This window comes from Paraburkholderia sp. 2C, assembly GCF_054589215.1.
Map to the genome: position 1 here is coordinate 57844 of NZ_BAAILL010000032.1, position 16879 is coordinate 74722.

Below are 16879 nucleotides of genomic sequence, written 5' to 3' on the forward strand. Positions count from 1 at the left end.
AGCACCGCGACATGCGAGGTCACGCTATGCGCGCGATGTCGCTTCGCCCAGCTTGCTCACCAGTTCGTCATAGACAACCCGGATGCGTCGAGGAACCGGCCCGCGCTGCGGCCGGTAGACGTGCAACTTCCAGGGTTCGGGTTCGAAGCGGGACAGCACACGCACGAGCTTTCCTGCTTCGATATAGGGGCGCAACAGATACTCCGCGGATTGACTAAAGCCAAGCCCCGCACAAGCCGCCTCGATTTCCGCTTCGGTATCGTCGGTAACGAAGACCGGCGACACGGGCTGAAGCTGCCGCTCCCCTCGAAATATCAACGGCCACGGCCGTCCGCTCGCACGGTCGATCAGGCATGTCATCGGCATCGACTCGAGTTCCTTGAGGCTCTTGGGCTCCCCCGCGCTTTCGATCAGCGACGGCGCGCCGACCACCCACATCGGCAGCGGCCCGACCATACGGGCAACGAAACGGTTGTCGCCGATCGCACCGGCCCGCACGCCGATATCGATCTGCTCGTCGACGACCGGCACATACGCATCCGACAGTCTGAGGTCGGGCACAAGCCCCGGATATCGTTTCATCAGATCGACGAGGACCGGCAGCACGAAACGCCGACCGACCATGGACGGCGCCGTCACTCGCACGATGCCGGCCGCCTCGTCGGCACGGTTGATATGAGGCCCGAAGAGATGATCGACCGCCGATAACGCCGCTTGCGCATTCTGTGCGAAGGACTGCCCGAACGCCGTGATCTGGATGCGCCGCGTGCTGCGGTGAAACAGCGTCTCGCCGACCGTCTCTTCGAGTTCGCGCACCGCGCGCGTGACGACTTGCGGCGACACGCCAAGCCGTTTCGCGGCCTCGCGGAACGTCGGCGACACGGCCGCGGCGGCGAAAATTTTCAGGATCTCGAGTCGATTGAGCATGCCAGCCTCGGTGTGCGGTGAAAAGCCATGCTCAGTTTAATTCCTCATCGAGGAATTTTAAATGCCCGATTGTTCCATTTATTTATGCGCGGCCTGCAACCACAATTGACCACAAGCGGGACGTACAGGCAGCAGCTCATCGCTGCGACCTGCGCCGCTCGCCATGCCACGCAGTCACTCGCATACCTTCGAGATACACCTTACGGAGTCCCAACGTGAAATACAAACCTTTAGGCAACACCGGCCTGCTGGTTTCCCAGCTATGTCTTGGCACGATGACGTTCAGCGGCGGCCAGGGCGTGTACAAGCATATCGGCAACGTCGGACAGGCAGAAGCGGACGATCTGGTGCGCGCCAGCCTCGAAGCAGGTATCAATTTCTTCGATACCGCCGATGTGTATTCGTTTGGCGAAAGCGAAACGACGCTCGGCCAGTCGTTCAGGAATCTGGACGTTGCGCGACACGAAGTGGTCATCGCAACAAAGGGCTACACACGGATGGGCCAGGGCCGCAACGAGGTCGGCGCATCGCGCGGTCATCTGATGGATGCGGTGCATGCCAGCTTGCGCCGCTTGCAGACCGATTACATCGATCTCTATCAGATCCATGCAACAGATATCCTGACGCCGCTCGAAGAAACCTTGCGCGCACTCGACGATATGGTCCGCCAGGGCAAGGTGCGCTACATCGGTGTCTCGAACTGGCCCGCTTGGCGCATTGCGACGGCGCTCGGCGTATCGAACCTGAAAAACTACGAGCGGTTCGCGACCGTGCAGGCGTATTACTCGCTGGCGGGCCGCGATCTCGAACGCGACCTCGCGCCGCTGATGGAATATGAAAAGCTCGGTCTGCTCGTCTGGAGCCCGCTCGCGGGCGGTCTGCTTTCAGGCAAATTCAGCCGCGACAATCAGAATCCCGAGGGCTCGCGACGGTCGTCGTTCGATTTCCCGGTGGTCGACAAGGAACGCGCGTGGCACGTGCTCGACGCGATCGCGCCGATCGCGAAAGCGCGTCAATGCAGCCCGGCACGCGTCGCGCTCGCGTGGCTGCTGTCGCGGCCCGTCGTGACGTCGGTGCTCGTCGGCGCTAAGCGCCGCGCGCAACTCGACGACAATCTCGCCGCGATCGATATGACGCTGACCGACGAAGAGCTCAGCGCAATCGACAAGGCGAGCGCGCTGCCGCCCGAATATCCGGGCTGGATGCTCGCCACGCAAAGCGCGGACCGGTTCGGGCCCGCCGATGTGTGGGGCGGGCGCACGCGCTCGTAGACGGCCCTCAAAGCGGGCCTCAAAGCGGGCCTCGGCGTACGGGGCGCATCCGGCGCGGCAGCCAGCGCCCCGACGCGACGGACCACGTCACGCAGACGCCATAGAGCGTCATCGCACACGCGCCGATCGCAAAGAACACCGTCAGCGACGACGTGATCGCGAGGACCAGCGAGCCCACGCCCGCAAACAGGGCAAGCCGCAGAGCGCCGGCCGTCAGCGGCCACCCGAGCCGGCCGGCGCCCTGCGACGCGAAATACAGCGAAAAGCCAAGCGCGAAGAATCCGTAAAACGGGCCAACGATGTGCAGATACAGCGTGCCGGTCTCGAGCAGGCGCTCGTCGCCTCCGAACAGATGCAGCCACGCATGCGGCCAAAGCGCCGCCGCGACACCGACGGCTTCCGAAATCGCGAACGCGATCATGCCGCCCGTCAAGGCGATATGGCGTGCGCGGTCGATCTGGCCGGCGCCGATATTCGCACCGACCAGCGCGACCATCGGCGCGCCCAGACCGAACGCGATCGGCATCAACAGATACTCGAGGCGCGCACCGGTCGCGTAGCCGGCCAGCGCAGCCGTGCCCGCATGCGCACCGACCGCGGCGGTGGTCGCCGCAATCAGCGCGTTCGTGAGAATCGGGTTCACGCACGCAAGACCGCCGACCGTCAGGATATTGCGCAGCGTTGCCCATTCGAACCGGCCTCGCATCAGGCGTGCCGCATTGCGCCCGCTGATGCAGTACCACGCGAGGATCGCCGTGCCCGCCGCATAGTAGGCGACAAGCGCATACGCGCCCCCCGCCACGCCAAGGCGCGGCAGGGGGCCGATGCCAAAAATCAGGCATGGCGATAGCGGAATCAGCAGCACGGCGCCACCGCAAATCACCACGCCCGGCATCATCATGTTGCCGGTGCCGCGAATCACGCTTGCAAGCGCGTTCATGATCCACATGAACACGAGACCCACGAATAGCACATGGCCATAGGTAGCGGCCGCATCGAGCGCCGCGCCGCGTGCGCCGAGCAATGCAAACAACGGCCGCGCAATCGACACGAGCACCGCTGAAAACACGATGCCGATCGCCGCGTTCATCGCCACCGCATGACGCGGCAACCGGTCGGCGAGCGATGCATCCCCCGCGCCGAGCGCACGCGCGACGGCCGACGAAATGCCGCCGCCCATCGCGCCTTGCGACATGTTCTGCATCAGCATCAGCACCGGCACGACGACGGCGACGCCCGCGAGCACATCGGTGCCGAGCTTCGCGAGAAACCAGGTTTCGACGAGGCCCGTCGACGATTGCGCGAGCATCATCAGCATGTTCGGCCACGCCATGCGGATCAGTGTCGGCGCGATCGGCGCAGCGAGCATCGAACGCAGGCGCGGGTTGTCGGCGTGCAGCACGCCGGGCGAAGTGGAATTGCTGCTCATGGATGACAGCTCATGAAAAGCTCACGAAAAGAATCGAGCAAATATATTGGCATATGCAAGCAAATCGATGTTCGCAATTTACTTGCATATGCCAATATCGGTCAAGCTGCAGTACACTTGTCGCGAATCAGATCCGCAGCGCGCTTGCGCCGAGCTTGTGCATCGCGCCTGCCTGCAAGGAGCCAAGCCCGTGCCGCTGTCCGTTCCGAAAGATCCGCTCGTCTGCAATAACGCCGCGCTGCGCAAGGCAACGCGGCGCATCAGCCAGCTCTACGACGCGTTCCTGCTGCCATGTGGGCTTAGCGTGTCGCAGCGATCGATCCTCGTGCATATCGAACGCGCACACAGTCCGACGATGAGCGAACTCGCGTACGCGATGGTGTTGGACCGTTCCGCGCTGGCACGCAATATCAAGCCACTCGAACGCGCCGGGTATCTGGTGCAGGTTCCAGACGAACTCGACGGCCGCAGCAAGCGCGTCGAACTCACGGCGCAAGGCAAAGCAAAACTGATCCAGGCGAACCGCCTGTGGCGCAAAGCGCAGAGCCGCTTCGAAGACGTGTATGGCGCAAAGCGCGCGGCCGCGCTGCGCGTTGCGCTCGCCGAACTCTATTCCGATGCATTCGCCGATGCATTTGCCGGCGCGGACGACCGCGCGTCGCGCCCCGCCCAGTAAGCATCAGCGCGAATCTCCGACTGCACCGCAACAATTCGTCTACGCTGTTGGAAGCCAACTGAAAACCAGCGGGGGTGTCGTTGCGCCCCGCGGCGCTGGTATCAATGGCGGCGCCGACTCGCCGCCGGAGGACGATTCGCGATGAGCAACGAGTCAAGCTCCACACCAGGCGGTGCTTCCGGACCCGACGAGCCGGTCGACGACGCGTCCGGACCCGACGATCAATCGACGGTCGACGACCCGTCGGTACTCGCCCATCCGCGTTTCGCGCAGATGTTTCCGGCGCTCGCCGAGGCGGAAATGGAACGCGTACGCCGCTTCGGTAGCCTTTGCCGCTTCGCCAAAGGCGAACTGCTCTATCGCGCGGGCAGCCTGTGCCCTGGCATGTTCGTGCTGCTCGCGGGCAAGGTGCGGATTGTCGGCCGCGATGGGCTCGGTCACGAACGGATTATTCACACGTATACGCATCGCGGCGACTTCACGTCCGACGTCACCCAGCTATCGAACAAGCCCGCGGTGGTCGACGCGCATGTCATCGAAGATGTCGAAGCGATCCTGCTGCGGCCCGACGGCCTCAGCAACATGATGATCAGCGAGGCCGACATCGGCGAAAAGATCATGCGCGCACTGATTCTGCGGCGCATGCTCGTGATCGAGCGCGGTCACGGCGTGGTACTGGTCGGTTCGTCGAGCGACGCGCAACTGCTTGCGTTGCAGAATTTCCTGCGGCGCAACGCATTTCCGAATTCGACGCTCGACGCCGCTCAGGATGCCGAAGCCATTGCGCTGCTCGAACGCCTGACGCCGCAGCCCGACGATTTCCCGCTTGTCGTATGCCCGAACGGCACGGTGTTGCGCAATCCCGATGAAGGACAGCTCGCGTCGTGCCTCGGCCTGATCCCGGACTTCGATCCGACCCATGTGTACGACGTCGCGATCGTCGGCGCGGGACCCGCGGGACTCGCGACGGCCGTCTATGCCGCTTCCGAGGGGCTCTCGGTTGCCGCGCTCGACTGTCGCGCGCCCGGCGGCCAGGCCGGCACGAGTTCGCGCATCGAAAACTACCTCGGCTTTCCAACCGGCATCACCGGCCAGGCGCTCGCGGCTCGCGCCTTTATCCAGGCGCAGAAGTTCGGCGCGCATATCGGCATTCCGTGCGAAGTCACCGCGCTCGATTGCAGCAAACAGCCGCCCGTCGTCGAACTGGCGGATGGCCGCCGCATTACCGCGCGCACGGTCGTCATCGCGAGCGGCGCCGAATACCGGCGCCCCGCCGTCGATGGACTCGCGCGCTTCGAGCGCAGCGGCGTCTACTACTGGGCCACGCCGATCGAAGCGCGGCTGTGCCGCAAGGAGCCCGTGCTGCTCGTCGGCGGCGGCAATTCGGCGGGGCAAGCGATCGTGTTTCTCGCCGCGCATGCGGAGCATATTCACGTGTTTATCCGCGGCGCGAGCCTCGCGAACAGCATGTCGCACTATCTGACCGAACGCGTGACGTCGCTGCCGAACGTGACCGTGCATACGCGTATCGAACTGACCGCGCTCGAAGGCGGCGCGCGTCTTGAGCGCGTGCATTACCGCGGCGCAGGCGGCATCGAAGGCAGCATGACAACGCATCATCTGTTCGTGTTTATCGGCGCGCAGCCGAATACGGGCTGGCTAAGCCGCTGCGGCGTGCTGCGCGACAGCAACGGCTTCGTGCTGACCGGCACCGATCTGGCCGACGCCGGCGTGCCGTCGATGCCGTTGCAGACGAGCGTCGACGGCGTGTTCGCGATCGGCGATGTGCGTTCGGGGTCGACCAAGCGCGTGGCGTCGGCAGTCGGCGAAGGCGCGGCGGTCGTCGCGCAGATTCACAGCTTTCTGGCGGCCGCGCGCTAGAACCGGGCGCAACCGCCGCCGATTCTGGTCAACGCTGTCGAACATCACAGATCGTATTTCAGCTCCGCATAGAACGTGCGCTGCGGAAACGGATGGAACAGGAAGTACTTGCGGTTGTTCAGGTTGTCAACGCCGAGCGCCGCGCCCCAGTGCTTGTCGACTTGCAGATGCACGCGCGCATCCATCACGAAGAAGCTCTGGAAACCCTGATACGTGGCCGGGTTGCTGTCGCTGTTGTCGACGGTCGCAAAGAGCCGCGTACTGTAACGCGCGGCAAGCGTATACGCCCAGCGGTTATCGGGCCGGTACGTCGCCGCGAGCGTCGCGCGCCACGTCGGCACGTAAGGCACCTGCTTGCCGACCGCGGTACTGCCCGTGGCCGACACGAAACCGTCGTCCTCGAGAATGCGCGCATTCACGTACGTCAGGTTGCCGGACAGCGTGAGTCCCTTGATCAACACATTGTCCTGCGTCCCGGCAATTTCGGCGCCCGTCTCGCGGGTCCTGCCGACGTTCTGCGTGACCGATACCGGCGTCGCGAAACCGGGCACCGTCGAGGTCTGCGAGATCAGTGCATCCGACACATATTCGTCGAACACCGATAGCCGCAGCTTGCCGTCGCTGACATCGCGCTCGAGCGCGAGTTCGCCGGACAGCACGCTTTCGGGCTTCAGAAACGGGTTCGCCTGCACGAAAGTCGAGCCGGTCTGCACGGTCTGATACAGCTCGCCGACGGTCGGAAATCGCAAGGCCTTGCCGAACGACCCGGTAATCGACCAGATGTCCGAAAGATCCCAGCGCAGCGACGCCTTCGGCGAAAAACCATTGCGATCGAGGCTCGGCTGGTTGATCGACACGCCCACGCCATTGCTGCCGGTCGCGAAGTTGAAGCCGTCATACGCGCGCCACATCTCGTAGCGCCCGCCGAGTGTGGCCTGCAGCGAAGGCGTGATGCGCCACACGTCCTGCGCCCACCACGCGAGCGTCTGCGTCTTGCCGAGCGAATTGCTGAAGAGCGAGCCGTCCTCGCCTTCGGAGGCCCAATTCGACGTGTTGTAGGTCGGGCTCACGAGCTTGAACTGATCGAAGTGCGCACCGAAGCTCGCGATATTCGCGCCGGCAACGCCTTGCGGCCGCCACGTGCCTTTCAGGTCCACCGTGGTCCAGCCCGTGCCGCCCATATCGGTCGTGCGGCCCGGGCCGCCCGCCAGAGCGGCCGGATAGACGCCCGTTGACAGGCCGCTCAGGTCCTGCAGGTAATAGAAGTTGCTGACCACCAGTTGCCAGTCGAACGGCCCGTTCGTATGGCTATCGACGGTCAGGCTTTGCATCAGATGTTCCTGCTCGACATTATTCGCGGTGAACTGCCCCGCGATCGTCGCCGCGTTGTACGAAAAGCCGCCGATATTCACGTTGCCGCTTGTCGCGCCGTAGAACGGCGTGCCGTTCGCCGTCTGCAGATAGGTCTGCGCGCGCGCCTTCTGGCTGTTCTGCCAGTAGCCCAGCGCGTACGTCGCACTCAAGGTCGGCGTGAAGTCGTAGGCGAGCTTGAGCGCCGCGTTGTCCTGAATCGTATGGACGAAGTTGCCCGCGCCAATCACCTGAACCGGCTGCCCCGTGCGGTTGCGATCGGCGATGGCGCCGGTCACGACAGGCAGATTGGCGGCCGCCGGCGTGGTCGACTGCGTGACCTCGCCGATCGTGATCGGCTGGCTGAAGCTATCGAGGTGGCTCGCGCTGAGGAACCACGACAGCTTGCCGACCTTATCACCAAGCGTCGCGCTGTATTGCTGCGCCGGTTCGTTCTCGTGCGTGTTGTAGAGGCCGAAGTGCTGGATCGAACCGAGCACGTCGACGCTCGCCTCGAACTGCTTCGGCATGCGCGTCGTGATTTCGGTCACCGCGCCGTACGAGTTGCCGGGAAATTGCGCGGCAAATGGCCCATACAGCACATCGACGCGCTCGATCTGCTGCGGCGACACCATGAACCATTGCGGCGAGCCGTTCTGGTTGTTGTTATTGATCAGCGTGCTGAGCAGCACGCCGTCCGCATAGATCAGGCTGCGGGCGCTTGCGTTGATACCGGTCGTGCGCGTGGACATCGGCGCGTTCGTGTCGCCGATATAGCGCTTGCGCACGAGCACGTCGGGCAGATACTTGAGCGCGTCGGAGGCGTCCGTCGCATTGATTGTCTGGTTGATCTGCTGCGCGGTGATGCTCTCGGTCGTCTGCGGCAACTGGTTCTTTTCCGCGTACGAGCGTGAACCCGTTATCTGGACGGCCGGCAACGAGCTGGTGTCGTTGGGAACGCCGGCCGCGGTGTTCTGGCCGGAAGCGGATGGGTCCAGGTTGGCGGTGTTGGCCGAAGATGCCGGCGCGGCAGCAGTCGCAGATGCGTCTATGTCGTGGCTTGCCGCGACAGCGGCGATTCCATGCGTCAGGCTCAGACCTGCTGCGGCAAACAGCCACAGCACGCGCGCAGGCACACGCCGCGCGGCGTGCGCAACGCCCGCAAGGTGCGGATTGAACATGTGAAACTTCCCCTCGAAGCAAGGCTGGCCGCGATCCCGATCAAGGCGCGGCAGGGTCGCGATGCGCGCTTCAAGGCTCAAAGGCTCAAAGGCCAAAGGCTAAAGAAGGCGCCGCGATTCTTTTACAGGCTCGATGCGAAGAGAACGGGAGGGGCGCGCGGACGGCCCGAGGGAAATGCGCCAAGCGGCGTGAAGCGTGTGGACAGCACGGGCGCCGCTGCGATTGCGACTAGCAGGATCAGCACCGGCATGACAGGCGGCACAGCGGTCACGGCGACATGATTCGCAAGCAGATCGCAGTATGCGCATGCGGCGAGCGAGTCGCCGTTCATGGCGTGCGATTGCGAATGATCGACGCGGGTGTCGAACGCGGAACAGAGCGCTGCATTGGGCTCGTTCGCATGCGCTGCCATGACCAGTTGACTCGCAAGCGGCACGAACACGACAAGGCACATGGCAAAGATGCCAAGCCATGCGGTTAGCCGTTTATGTGCGCGAGGGATCATGGTGTCGAAGCGGATAAGCGGGTGCGAGTTTAGCACCTCTTCCGCGCGCGCGAAACCTGCGTGACGTGCGCTGAGCGCGGCGCCTGCTACGGTCTCGCGGCGACGTCGCGCCCATTTTTCGGCGGCGCTTGAAGATCACATCAACACGCAGCGCAAGTTCGATCCGACACTTGTTTTAACGCGTGCGTGCAAGACCGGCCTTCCAGCGGCGCCGGCGGACGTTTAACGGCTCAGGCTCAGGCTCAAGCTCCCGCCCACGCCGGCACGACGAGCAGATAAACGAGCCCCAGCAGCGAGCCGGCGGTCAGGAAAATCACCAGCGTAAAGCCCAAAACACGCTGCACGCCGAGTCCGGCGATCGCCACAACCGGAATCGCCCAGAACGGTTGGAGCAGGCTGCCGGCCATCTCGCCCGCGGCGATCGCCATCGAAGTGCCTGGCAGCGACGCGCCCAACTGCATCGCGGCCGGTATCGTGAACGGACCCTGCACGGCCCAGTGGCCGCCGCCGCTTGGAATAAACAACGTAATCACGCCGGAGGCCAGATAGCTGAGAAACGGCAGCGTATTGCCCGACGCGACATGAATATAGGCATGCGCAACCGTTTCATCGAGGCCGGTCGCGCCCATGATCCCCATGATCCCGCCGTAAAACGGGTATTGCAGCAGCATCGGCCCCGTCACTTTCGCCGCCTCGGTCACCGCCCCGACATACCGGCGCGGGCTACCGTGCAAACACAGCCCGGCAAGCAGAAAGATAAAGATCACCGTGTTGATGTCGAGATTCACGCCATGGCGAATCCATTGCATCGCCAGATAGCCGGCGCCGGCCAGCACGAACACGAGCGCGCAGATACGCGAGCGTTCGAGCACGCCCGCAAAGGTTCCCGCGCGCGCATCGTCGGCCTGCTCGATCTTTTTCTCCTCAGCCTCGATCAGGCTCGCATCGGCTGCGATGACGTCTTTGTCCGCGGGACGCATCAGGATGAACACAATTGGAATCAGCACCATCGCAGCCACGCCCGCGAGCAGGTTCCATGCGGTGAACACCGTATGCGTCAGCGGAACCGCGGCGTGCGTGTGCTGCTCGACGATATTGAGCGGATTGCCGGGCGACGCAATCGACAACGCAATCGAACTCGACATGCCCGTAAAGGCCCACAGCACCCATGAACTGTAAGCGGCGGCCACGAGCCACGCGAAATCGACGCGCACCTGCCTCGCAACCTGCTTCGACAGCAGCGCACCGACGACCAGCCCGAAGCCCCAGTTCAGGAACGTCGCAACGGCGCCGACGCCGAACACGAGCAGTACCGCCGATACCGGCCCGACCGCCAGCCGGCTCGCGCTGCGCAGGCCCGCCTTGATCAGCGGCGCGCTCGCGAGCGCGTACCCGGTGACCAGAACCAGCACCATCTGGAACGCGAAGGTGAAGATGCCGAAAATGCCCTTGTACCAGCCGGTGAGTATCGTTTCGGGCGTGCCTTTCGGTGCAAACGCGAGTGACAGCGCCGCGACCAGCACGGTCAGCAGGATCACGATCACGAACGGATCGGGCATCACGCGCTCGAAAACGTACACGCACGACGACACCGCGCGCTGCAGCAAGGTCTTGTGGTCGCCCTCGGAACGGGGCGCGGGCTGCGGCCGGACCGCGAGCGGCGAAGTATCATGGGTTTCCACAATGTGTCTCCTGACCATGGGTCTTTATCAGGGCTGCCAGGGTCGACCGGGATGCCGTTGATGTCCGGCTTCTTGAATACGGCAGCCACGCATCGGGCTTCGATCTATGCCAACGCCGACACCTTTGCCGACGACGTCTCTCCAACCGGCGCGATCTGCAACTCGCGCTCCTTGCGCTGCAGCGTCATCAGAATCTGGCGTGCCCGGCGCAAGGCCTTGTCGGTTTTGAGGAAAAGTTCCGAGTAACCGTCGTCCGGATATTCCATCATCCGTTGCTGGCGTTCGAGCGCCCACTGGTCCTGCTCGACCACGGCCGGAAACATCTCGGCAACCTTGCGCGCGGTCGGCATGTCCGGATCGCTAAGCGTCATATGCCACGCTTTGCACGACACGTTCCAGCGCCACACCAGATTGCGCTCGTCGACCGGCAGGTGCAGATGCAGCAGCGTGTAGCCTCTTTCCTTGTCCGTGCCCAGTTCGCCCTCGGGCGCGACGCGCATGACCACGCGCGTAAGCCCGGGGCTCACCATGCAGTGCGTGTGAATCCGCTCGACCGTGTCGTACAGGAACCACTCCTTCAGGTACGGCGGCTGCCGGTAGCCATGCACGTGGCGCGTGGTGCGCACGAACGTATGGCCTTCGCTGTCCCCTTCCTCGAGTTCCACCGGAATCCGGCTGTTTTCCTTGTCGCCGATATTGCCGTCGTGCAGCGGATAAAAATGCGTGATGTCGAGCAGATTCTCAATAAGCAACAGATAGTTCGCCGGCACGTGCAGCGGTTCGGGAGAGCCGATCGACAGATTGCCGGCGTCGGTCAGTTCGGGCGTACGCGGAGGCGCGAATCGCTGCGCGCCGGCCGGACTGCCGGGCCATACCCATACCACGCCGTCCTGCTCGCAGACCGGAACGACACTGAGCCGCGCCTGCGGCGGAATCGGCTTGTCCGGTGCGGACGGAATCGCCACGCAGCGGCCCGACGTGTCATAGCACAAGCCGTGATAAGCGCATTCGAGATGGCCGTCGTCGAGCAGCCTGCTTTGCGACAGCGGAAAGCGCTTATGACAGCACCGGTCGTCGAATGCGACGACCTCGCCGCTTTCCGCGCGCCACATCACGATCGGACGGTTGACGATCTTGTGGCCCTGCAGCTGGCCTGCGGCAAACTCCGACGAAAATCCGATCGGATACCAGCAATCCTTGACGTATTCGAATGTACTCATGGCGAGCATCCTCTCCAGAAGAATGGGGACGTTGATGCAACCGGACATTGCGCTCCGGTGTGTGACGAAAACGTGGCCTTCCCGGCTAGTCAGATGTCGAGTACGAGCGTCGGACTCTTCGCGCGCGCACAGCAGATCATCACGAACTCGTCGCGGTCTTCGTCGTCGAGCACCGTGTCGCGATGGATCGGTTCGCCTGCCAGATAGCGCGTCATGCAGGTGCCGCAATAACCCTCGCAACACGATGTATCGACGTCGACACCATGGCCGCGGAGCACGTCGACAATCGACTCGCCGGGCCGCACGGTCAGCGTTTTCTGCGAGCGGCGCAGTTCGACGTCGAAGGGAGCATCTTTTTCAACGCCGCTATCGGCACCGTCGGTTCGCGCAGCGGATGCCGCGGCGCTGGCGGAGAAGCGCTCGCAATGCCGCGTCGCGGCCGGCCAGTGTGCGCTCGCCGCTTCGATGGCGTCCATCAGCGGGCCGGGGCCGCAATAGTAGAGATGCGTGCCGGACGAGTAGCCGCGCAAGGTCGACACGAGATCGAGACCGTTACGCGGGTCGCCATTGTCGAAATGAAGCGACGCTGCGCCGCTTTCGACAAGCGGCTGCAGTTCGTCAAGGAACGCGGCGCGTTGCGCCGTGCGCGCGCAATAGTAGAGATGAAACGCCTGTCCGCGTTTGCGCACCTCGTCGATCATCGCCATGACCGGTGTAATGCCGATCCCGCCGGCAATAAAAACGTGCGGGCCAGCCGCGCTCGACAGTGCGAAATGATTGCGTGGCGGGGAAATCAGGAGCTTCTGGCCCGCGCGCAGTTCGTTGTGCATGGCGATCGAGCCGCCGCGGCCCCGCTCATCGCGCAGCACGGCCACCACATAACGATGCCGTTCCTGAGGCGAATTGCACAGCGAATACTGGCGGATCACGCCGCCCGCGAGATGGACGTCGATATGCGAACCGGCCGTGAACTGCGGCAGCAAGCCGCCATCGGCCTTCACGAACTCGAAAGCGTTGATATCGTCGGCAAGCGCCGTGATCGACTTGAGACGCACCTCAAGCTTTGCGTGCCGCTCTGCGTCGGCGCGAACGGGGGTCTCCTCCCGCACGAGGACCGCTTCCATGTCTTCCTCCTTGAATCGCAGCGACAGTCTGTACCAGGCCCTTTTGCTGGGCCATGCGCTGTGCTTGAAAGGAAGATTAGGCAAGCGAACGCATGAACTCAAACGAGTAATTCACGCCGAAAAGCATCAAGATTGTTGATCTGTCGTTATGCACCGCAGCATAGATCGACCGCCGGTTTCGTCAGTTCCTTGTTGTCGTACAAACGGGTCACGGACTGTCGGATGGGCTCTCGGCACACTCGAAATCGCTGACCTCGCGTGCCAGTTCGGCGATTGCCCGCGGGAGCGAATACGAATGGCCCGCCGGGCAAGCCGCAATAAACTCGACCGGCTCGAGCGGATTCGTCACGTGGACAACGGCCAGCTTGCCTTGCGCGATCTCCTGCCTGTACGACCGCACCGGCAGATACGACACGCCCATGCCGGCAATCGTCATCGATGCGGCGACCGCGACGCTTTTGCAGCGCGCAAGATACCGGCAGCGCGCATGCTCGCTCATGAACCAGTCTTCGAGCGCGGCATAGTGAAACGACGACTGCTTCATGCCGATGATCGGATAACCGGCCAGGTCACGCGGGCGGTAGGTACGCTCGCCAAGGCCGAGCGCGGGGCTCGCCATCCATTGAAAGTCGACGACGCCGAGCGACAGCGTCGACAGCTCCGGCGTTCGTGTATGCCCCGGCGCCAGCACGAGTTCGAGCTCGGCCAGGCGCAGGCTCGCCATCAGTTCGGCGGTCAACGCCTCTTCAATCTCGAGCCGCACATTCGGGTACCGCTCCGCAATCACGGTGATGAGCCGCGGCAGCCAGGTCGTCGTCACGACCTCCGCCACGCCGAAACGCACGACGCCCGACACCGCCTCGGGCGCGCCGAGGCGGTGTTCGAGTTCGGTCGACAGGTCCAGGATCCGGCTCGCGTAGTCCATCAGCTCGCGGCCTTTCGGGGTGAGGCGCGCCGTCCGGTGCGTTCTGTCGAAGAGCTCGACGCCGAGCGCCCGCTCGAGTTCGCGCAGGCGCATCGAGACCGCCGATTGCGTTGCGTACAAACGCTCGGCGGCTGCCGCGAAACTGCCGAGCTTGACGGTCCAGAAAAACGTCTCCAGCTGCTGAAGGGTCATGGGACCTCTACGTCGATCGTTGTGCGTAGAAGTTTAAGGAGTCGCCCCAAAGGGGTCTGCAATGGAAAGCCCCTACGACTTGCATCGCGCGGCGATTATTTCGATACTGACCAGGTCATACCCTTAGGCAATGAGACAGGAGGAGCGCGATGACCGCTGCTCGGACGTCATTTTTTGCACGGTGACGCAAAGGTCCAGATATGGCCTTCGGGATCCTGCGCGCGATAGGTACGGTCGCCGTAAAACTGCGTGGCCGGCTCCGTTACGATCGTCGCGCTGGCCGCACGCGCATGCGCGCAATGCGTGTCGATGTCTTCGCCCTCGGCGAGCTGGGCAGTGGGACCAGGCAAGCGGACTGACGACGCACAAACGGCTCGATTGTGCGCGTGTGAACGCGAGGCATGCCGGGCGTATCCGTGTTCCGCGTCTACGCCTCGCCTTCTTCGAGAACCACGACGCTGCGCGCTTCGACCCGGCAATGCCCGCTTTCCATCGCGATCGGCGCGGCCGCCGCGCAAGCAATATCGCGCGGACTCTCGAGCGCAGTGTCGACGATGCGACGCCAACGCCGCCCGTCGAGCGCGGGCAGCGCGACCTCGCGAGGCGACGCATTCATATTGAGCACCACATGCAACGACGGTTCACCCGGCGCTTCAGCGCCGAGTGTCCACGCGAGCAGCCGCGCGCCATGGTCGTGCCACGCAGGTTCATCAAGACGCTCGCCGTGCCATGCAACGTCGGGCCGCGTCTGACCGGGCGAAGGCGTTCCGGTCAGAAACCGGGTCCGCCGCAGGCTCGCGTGACGCTTGCGCAATGCGATCATTTCGCGCACGAAGCGCGTCATGTCCGCCCCTGCTTTTGCAGGCTTCCAGTCGAACCACGCCAGCGCGTTATCCTGGCAGTAGACGTTGTTGTTGCCACGCTGGCTGCGCAGCGCTTCGTCACCGGCAAGCATCATCGGCACACCCTGGCTTAGCAGCACGATCGCGATCAGGTTGCGCGCCTGACGGTAGCGCAATGCCATGATCGCCGCATCCTGCGTGTCGCCTTCCGTTCCGCAATTCCACGAAAGATTGTCGTTACTGCCGTCGCGATTGTCGTCGCCGTTGGCCTCGTTGTGCTTCATGTCGTAGCTGACGAGATCGTAGAGCGTAAAGCCGTCGTGGCACGTCACGAAGTTGATGCTGTTGGTCGGGAGCCTGCCGTCATCCGCATAGATATCCGAACTGCCCGCGATACAGGTGGCGACCTGCCCGACGAGCCCCGACTCGCCGCGCACGAACCGGCGGATCACATCGCGATAGCGGCCGTTCCACTCGGCCCATGCCATGCCGGGAAACGCACCGACGTGATAGAGGCCGGCCGCATCCCACGCCTCGGCGATCAACGGCACATGAGACAGCACGCGCGACGCTTCGAGCGACCACGGCAGCGGCGGATCGCCCATCAGTTCGCCATGCGGGCCGCGCGCGAACACGCTCGCCAGATCGAAGCGAAACCCGTCGACACCGAGCTCTTCCACCCAGTATTCGAGGCAGTGAATAATGAACGCGGTGACGAGCGGATGGTTGCAATTGACCGTATTTCCGCAGCCGGTGAAGTCGAGGTACTGGCGTCGATCGCCCGCATCGTGCTGATAGAAGACGTCGTTCGCGAGGCCCTTGAAGTTGATGACCGGCCCCGTTGCGCCCGCTTCGGCCGTATGGTTGAACACGACATCGACGAGCACCGCGATGCCGGCCGCATGCATCGCATCGGTCAGCGCGCGGAATTCCTGCGGCGCGCGCGCCGGGTCGCGGCAATAACGCGGATGCGGGCTGTAATAACTGTGCGTGCTGTAACCCCAGAAATTGACGAGCCCTCGCCCGGCTGCGATGGGCGGCACGTCCTGTTCGTCGAACGCCATCACCGGCAGGAGTTCGACGTGCGTCACGCCGAGTTCCTTCAGATACGGAATCTTTTCGATCAGCCCCACAAAGGTTCCGGCGTGCGTGACGCCGCTCGACGGATCGCGCGTGAAGCCGCCGACATGCAGTTCGTAAATCACCGCGTCGGTGAGCCCGCCAGCCGGGCGTTGCGCCGTGGTGGCGGGCGAAGGCGCGAGCGGCGCGGTGACGATGGCGCGATGGGTTGCGTGCGCCTTGCCGGCCTGATCGACGCCAGGACGGCGAACCCACAAGCGGTGATCGACCGCGCGCGCGAACGGATCGAGCAACTCTTTCGTCGCGTCGAACGCGCGGCCCGTGAACTGCGTGTCGTGCGGACCATCGATACGCCATGTGTAGCACGTATGCGGCGGAAGGTCCTCGACCAGCACATGCCAGTAGAAAAACGTGCGATTGCGCTGGGGTTCCAACCTGACGATCTGAAACGGCTCCGCGCTATCCGGCGCGTCGTACAGCAGCAGTTCGGCGCGCGTCGAATGGCGGCTGAAAATGCAGAAATTGACCCCCTCGGGCAACGCAGTCGCACCCGGCGGAAATCGTGATCCGGCGCGCACCGCATAGATGCGCGC

12 protein-coding genes and 1 pseudogene are annotated in these 16879 nt (G+C 63.8%); 3 read left to right on the plus strand and 10 right to left on the minus strand.

Annotation, left to right across the window (positions count from 1 at the left end; translation table 11 throughout):
- Positions 1-24 precede the first annotated feature (24 nt).
- The gene (locus tag ACYPXD_RS08445; RefSeq protein ID WP_459709686.1) at positions 25-927 is read right to left on the minus strand and encodes a LysR family transcriptional regulator; all 903 of its coding nucleotides are present in this window, start codon (positions 925-927) and stop codon (positions 25-27) included.
- Between the two features lie 215 nt (positions 928-1142).
- Between ACYPXD_RS08445 and ACYPXD_RS08450 the strand changes: the two genes are divergently transcribed.
- Entirely contained in the window at positions 1143-2198 is a 1056-nt protein-coding gene (locus tag ACYPXD_RS08450) for an aldo/keto reductase (protein ID WP_459709689.1), read from the plus strand.
- A 19-nt stretch (positions 2199-2217) separates the two neighbouring features.
- Here the strand turns inward: ACYPXD_RS08450 and ACYPXD_RS08455 are convergent, their stop codons facing one another.
- A complete protein-coding gene (locus tag ACYPXD_RS08455; protein WP_459709692.1) occupies positions 2218-3627 on the minus strand; it encodes an MATE family efflux transporter in 1410 nt (469 codons plus the stop codon).
- Between the two features lie 190 nt (positions 3628-3817).
- Between ACYPXD_RS08455 and ACYPXD_RS08460 the strand changes: the two genes are divergently transcribed.
- Together ACYPXD_RS08460 and ACYPXD_RS08465 are read left to right on the plus strand one after the other, a co-directional pair.
- Positions 3818-4303 carry a MarR family winged helix-turn-helix transcriptional regulator gene (locus ACYPXD_RS08460; protein ID WP_459709694.1) on the plus strand — a complete coding sequence of 162 codons (486 nt, stop codon included), beginning with the start codon at positions 3818-3820 and terminating at the stop codon, positions 4301-4303.
- Between the two features lie 141 nt (positions 4304-4444).
- A complete protein-coding gene (locus ACYPXD_RS08465; protein ID WP_459709697.1) occupies positions 4445-6184 on the plus strand; it encodes an FAD-dependent oxidoreductase in 1740 nt (579 codons plus the stop codon).
- A 44-nt stretch (positions 6185-6228) separates the two neighbouring features.
- Here ACYPXD_RS08465 and ACYPXD_RS08470 read toward each other — a convergent pair whose 3' ends face one another.
- The 8 genes and pseudogenes from ACYPXD_RS08470 to glgX form a co-directional block, all read right to left on the minus strand.
- Positions 6229-8715, minus strand: coding sequence for a TonB-dependent receptor (locus ACYPXD_RS08470; protein ID WP_459709701.1), 2487 nt, complete (start codon positions 8713-8715; stop codon positions 6229-6231).
- A gap of 122 nt (positions 8716-8837) precedes the next feature.
- Entirely contained in the window at positions 8838-9221 is a 384-nt protein-coding gene (locus tag ACYPXD_RS08475; protein ID WP_459709703.1) for a DUF2946 domain-containing protein, read from the minus strand.
- Between the two features lie 242 nt (positions 9222-9463).
- A complete protein-coding gene (locus ACYPXD_RS08480) occupies positions 9464-10903 on the minus strand; it encodes a short-chain fatty acid transporter (protein WP_459709706.1) in 1440 nt (479 codons plus the stop codon).
- A gap of 104 nt (positions 10904-11007) precedes the next feature.
- Positions 11008-12123: a Rieske 2Fe-2S domain-containing protein gene (locus tag ACYPXD_RS08485; protein ID WP_459709708.1), complete on the minus strand. Its 1116-nt coding sequence runs from the start codon at positions 12121-12123 to the stop codon at positions 11008-11010.
- 89 nt (positions 12124-12212) lie between these two features.
- Positions 12213-13247: a PDR/VanB family oxidoreductase gene (locus ACYPXD_RS08490; protein ID WP_459709710.1), complete on the minus strand. Its 1035-nt coding sequence runs from the start codon at positions 13245-13247 to the stop codon at positions 12213-12215.
- A 208-nt stretch (positions 13248-13455) separates the two neighbouring features.
- The gene (locus ACYPXD_RS08495) at positions 13456-14364 is read right to left on the minus strand and encodes a LysR family transcriptional regulator (RefSeq protein ID WP_459709713.1); all 909 of its coding nucleotides are present in this window, start codon (positions 14362-14364) and stop codon (positions 13456-13458) included.
- A 167-nt stretch (positions 14365-14531) separates the two neighbouring features.
- Positions 14532-14678 (minus strand): annotated as a pseudogene (locus tag ACYPXD_RS08500) (VOC family protein); the annotation flags it as partial.
- A gap of 113 nt (positions 14679-14791) precedes the next feature.
- Positions 14792-16864 carry a glycogen debranching protein GlgX gene (gene glgX, locus ACYPXD_RS08505; protein ID WP_459711401.1) on the minus strand — a complete coding sequence of 691 codons (2073 nt, stop codon included), beginning with the start codon at positions 16862-16864 and terminating at the stop codon, positions 14792-14794.
- Between the last annotated feature and the right edge of the window lie 15 nt (positions 16865-16879).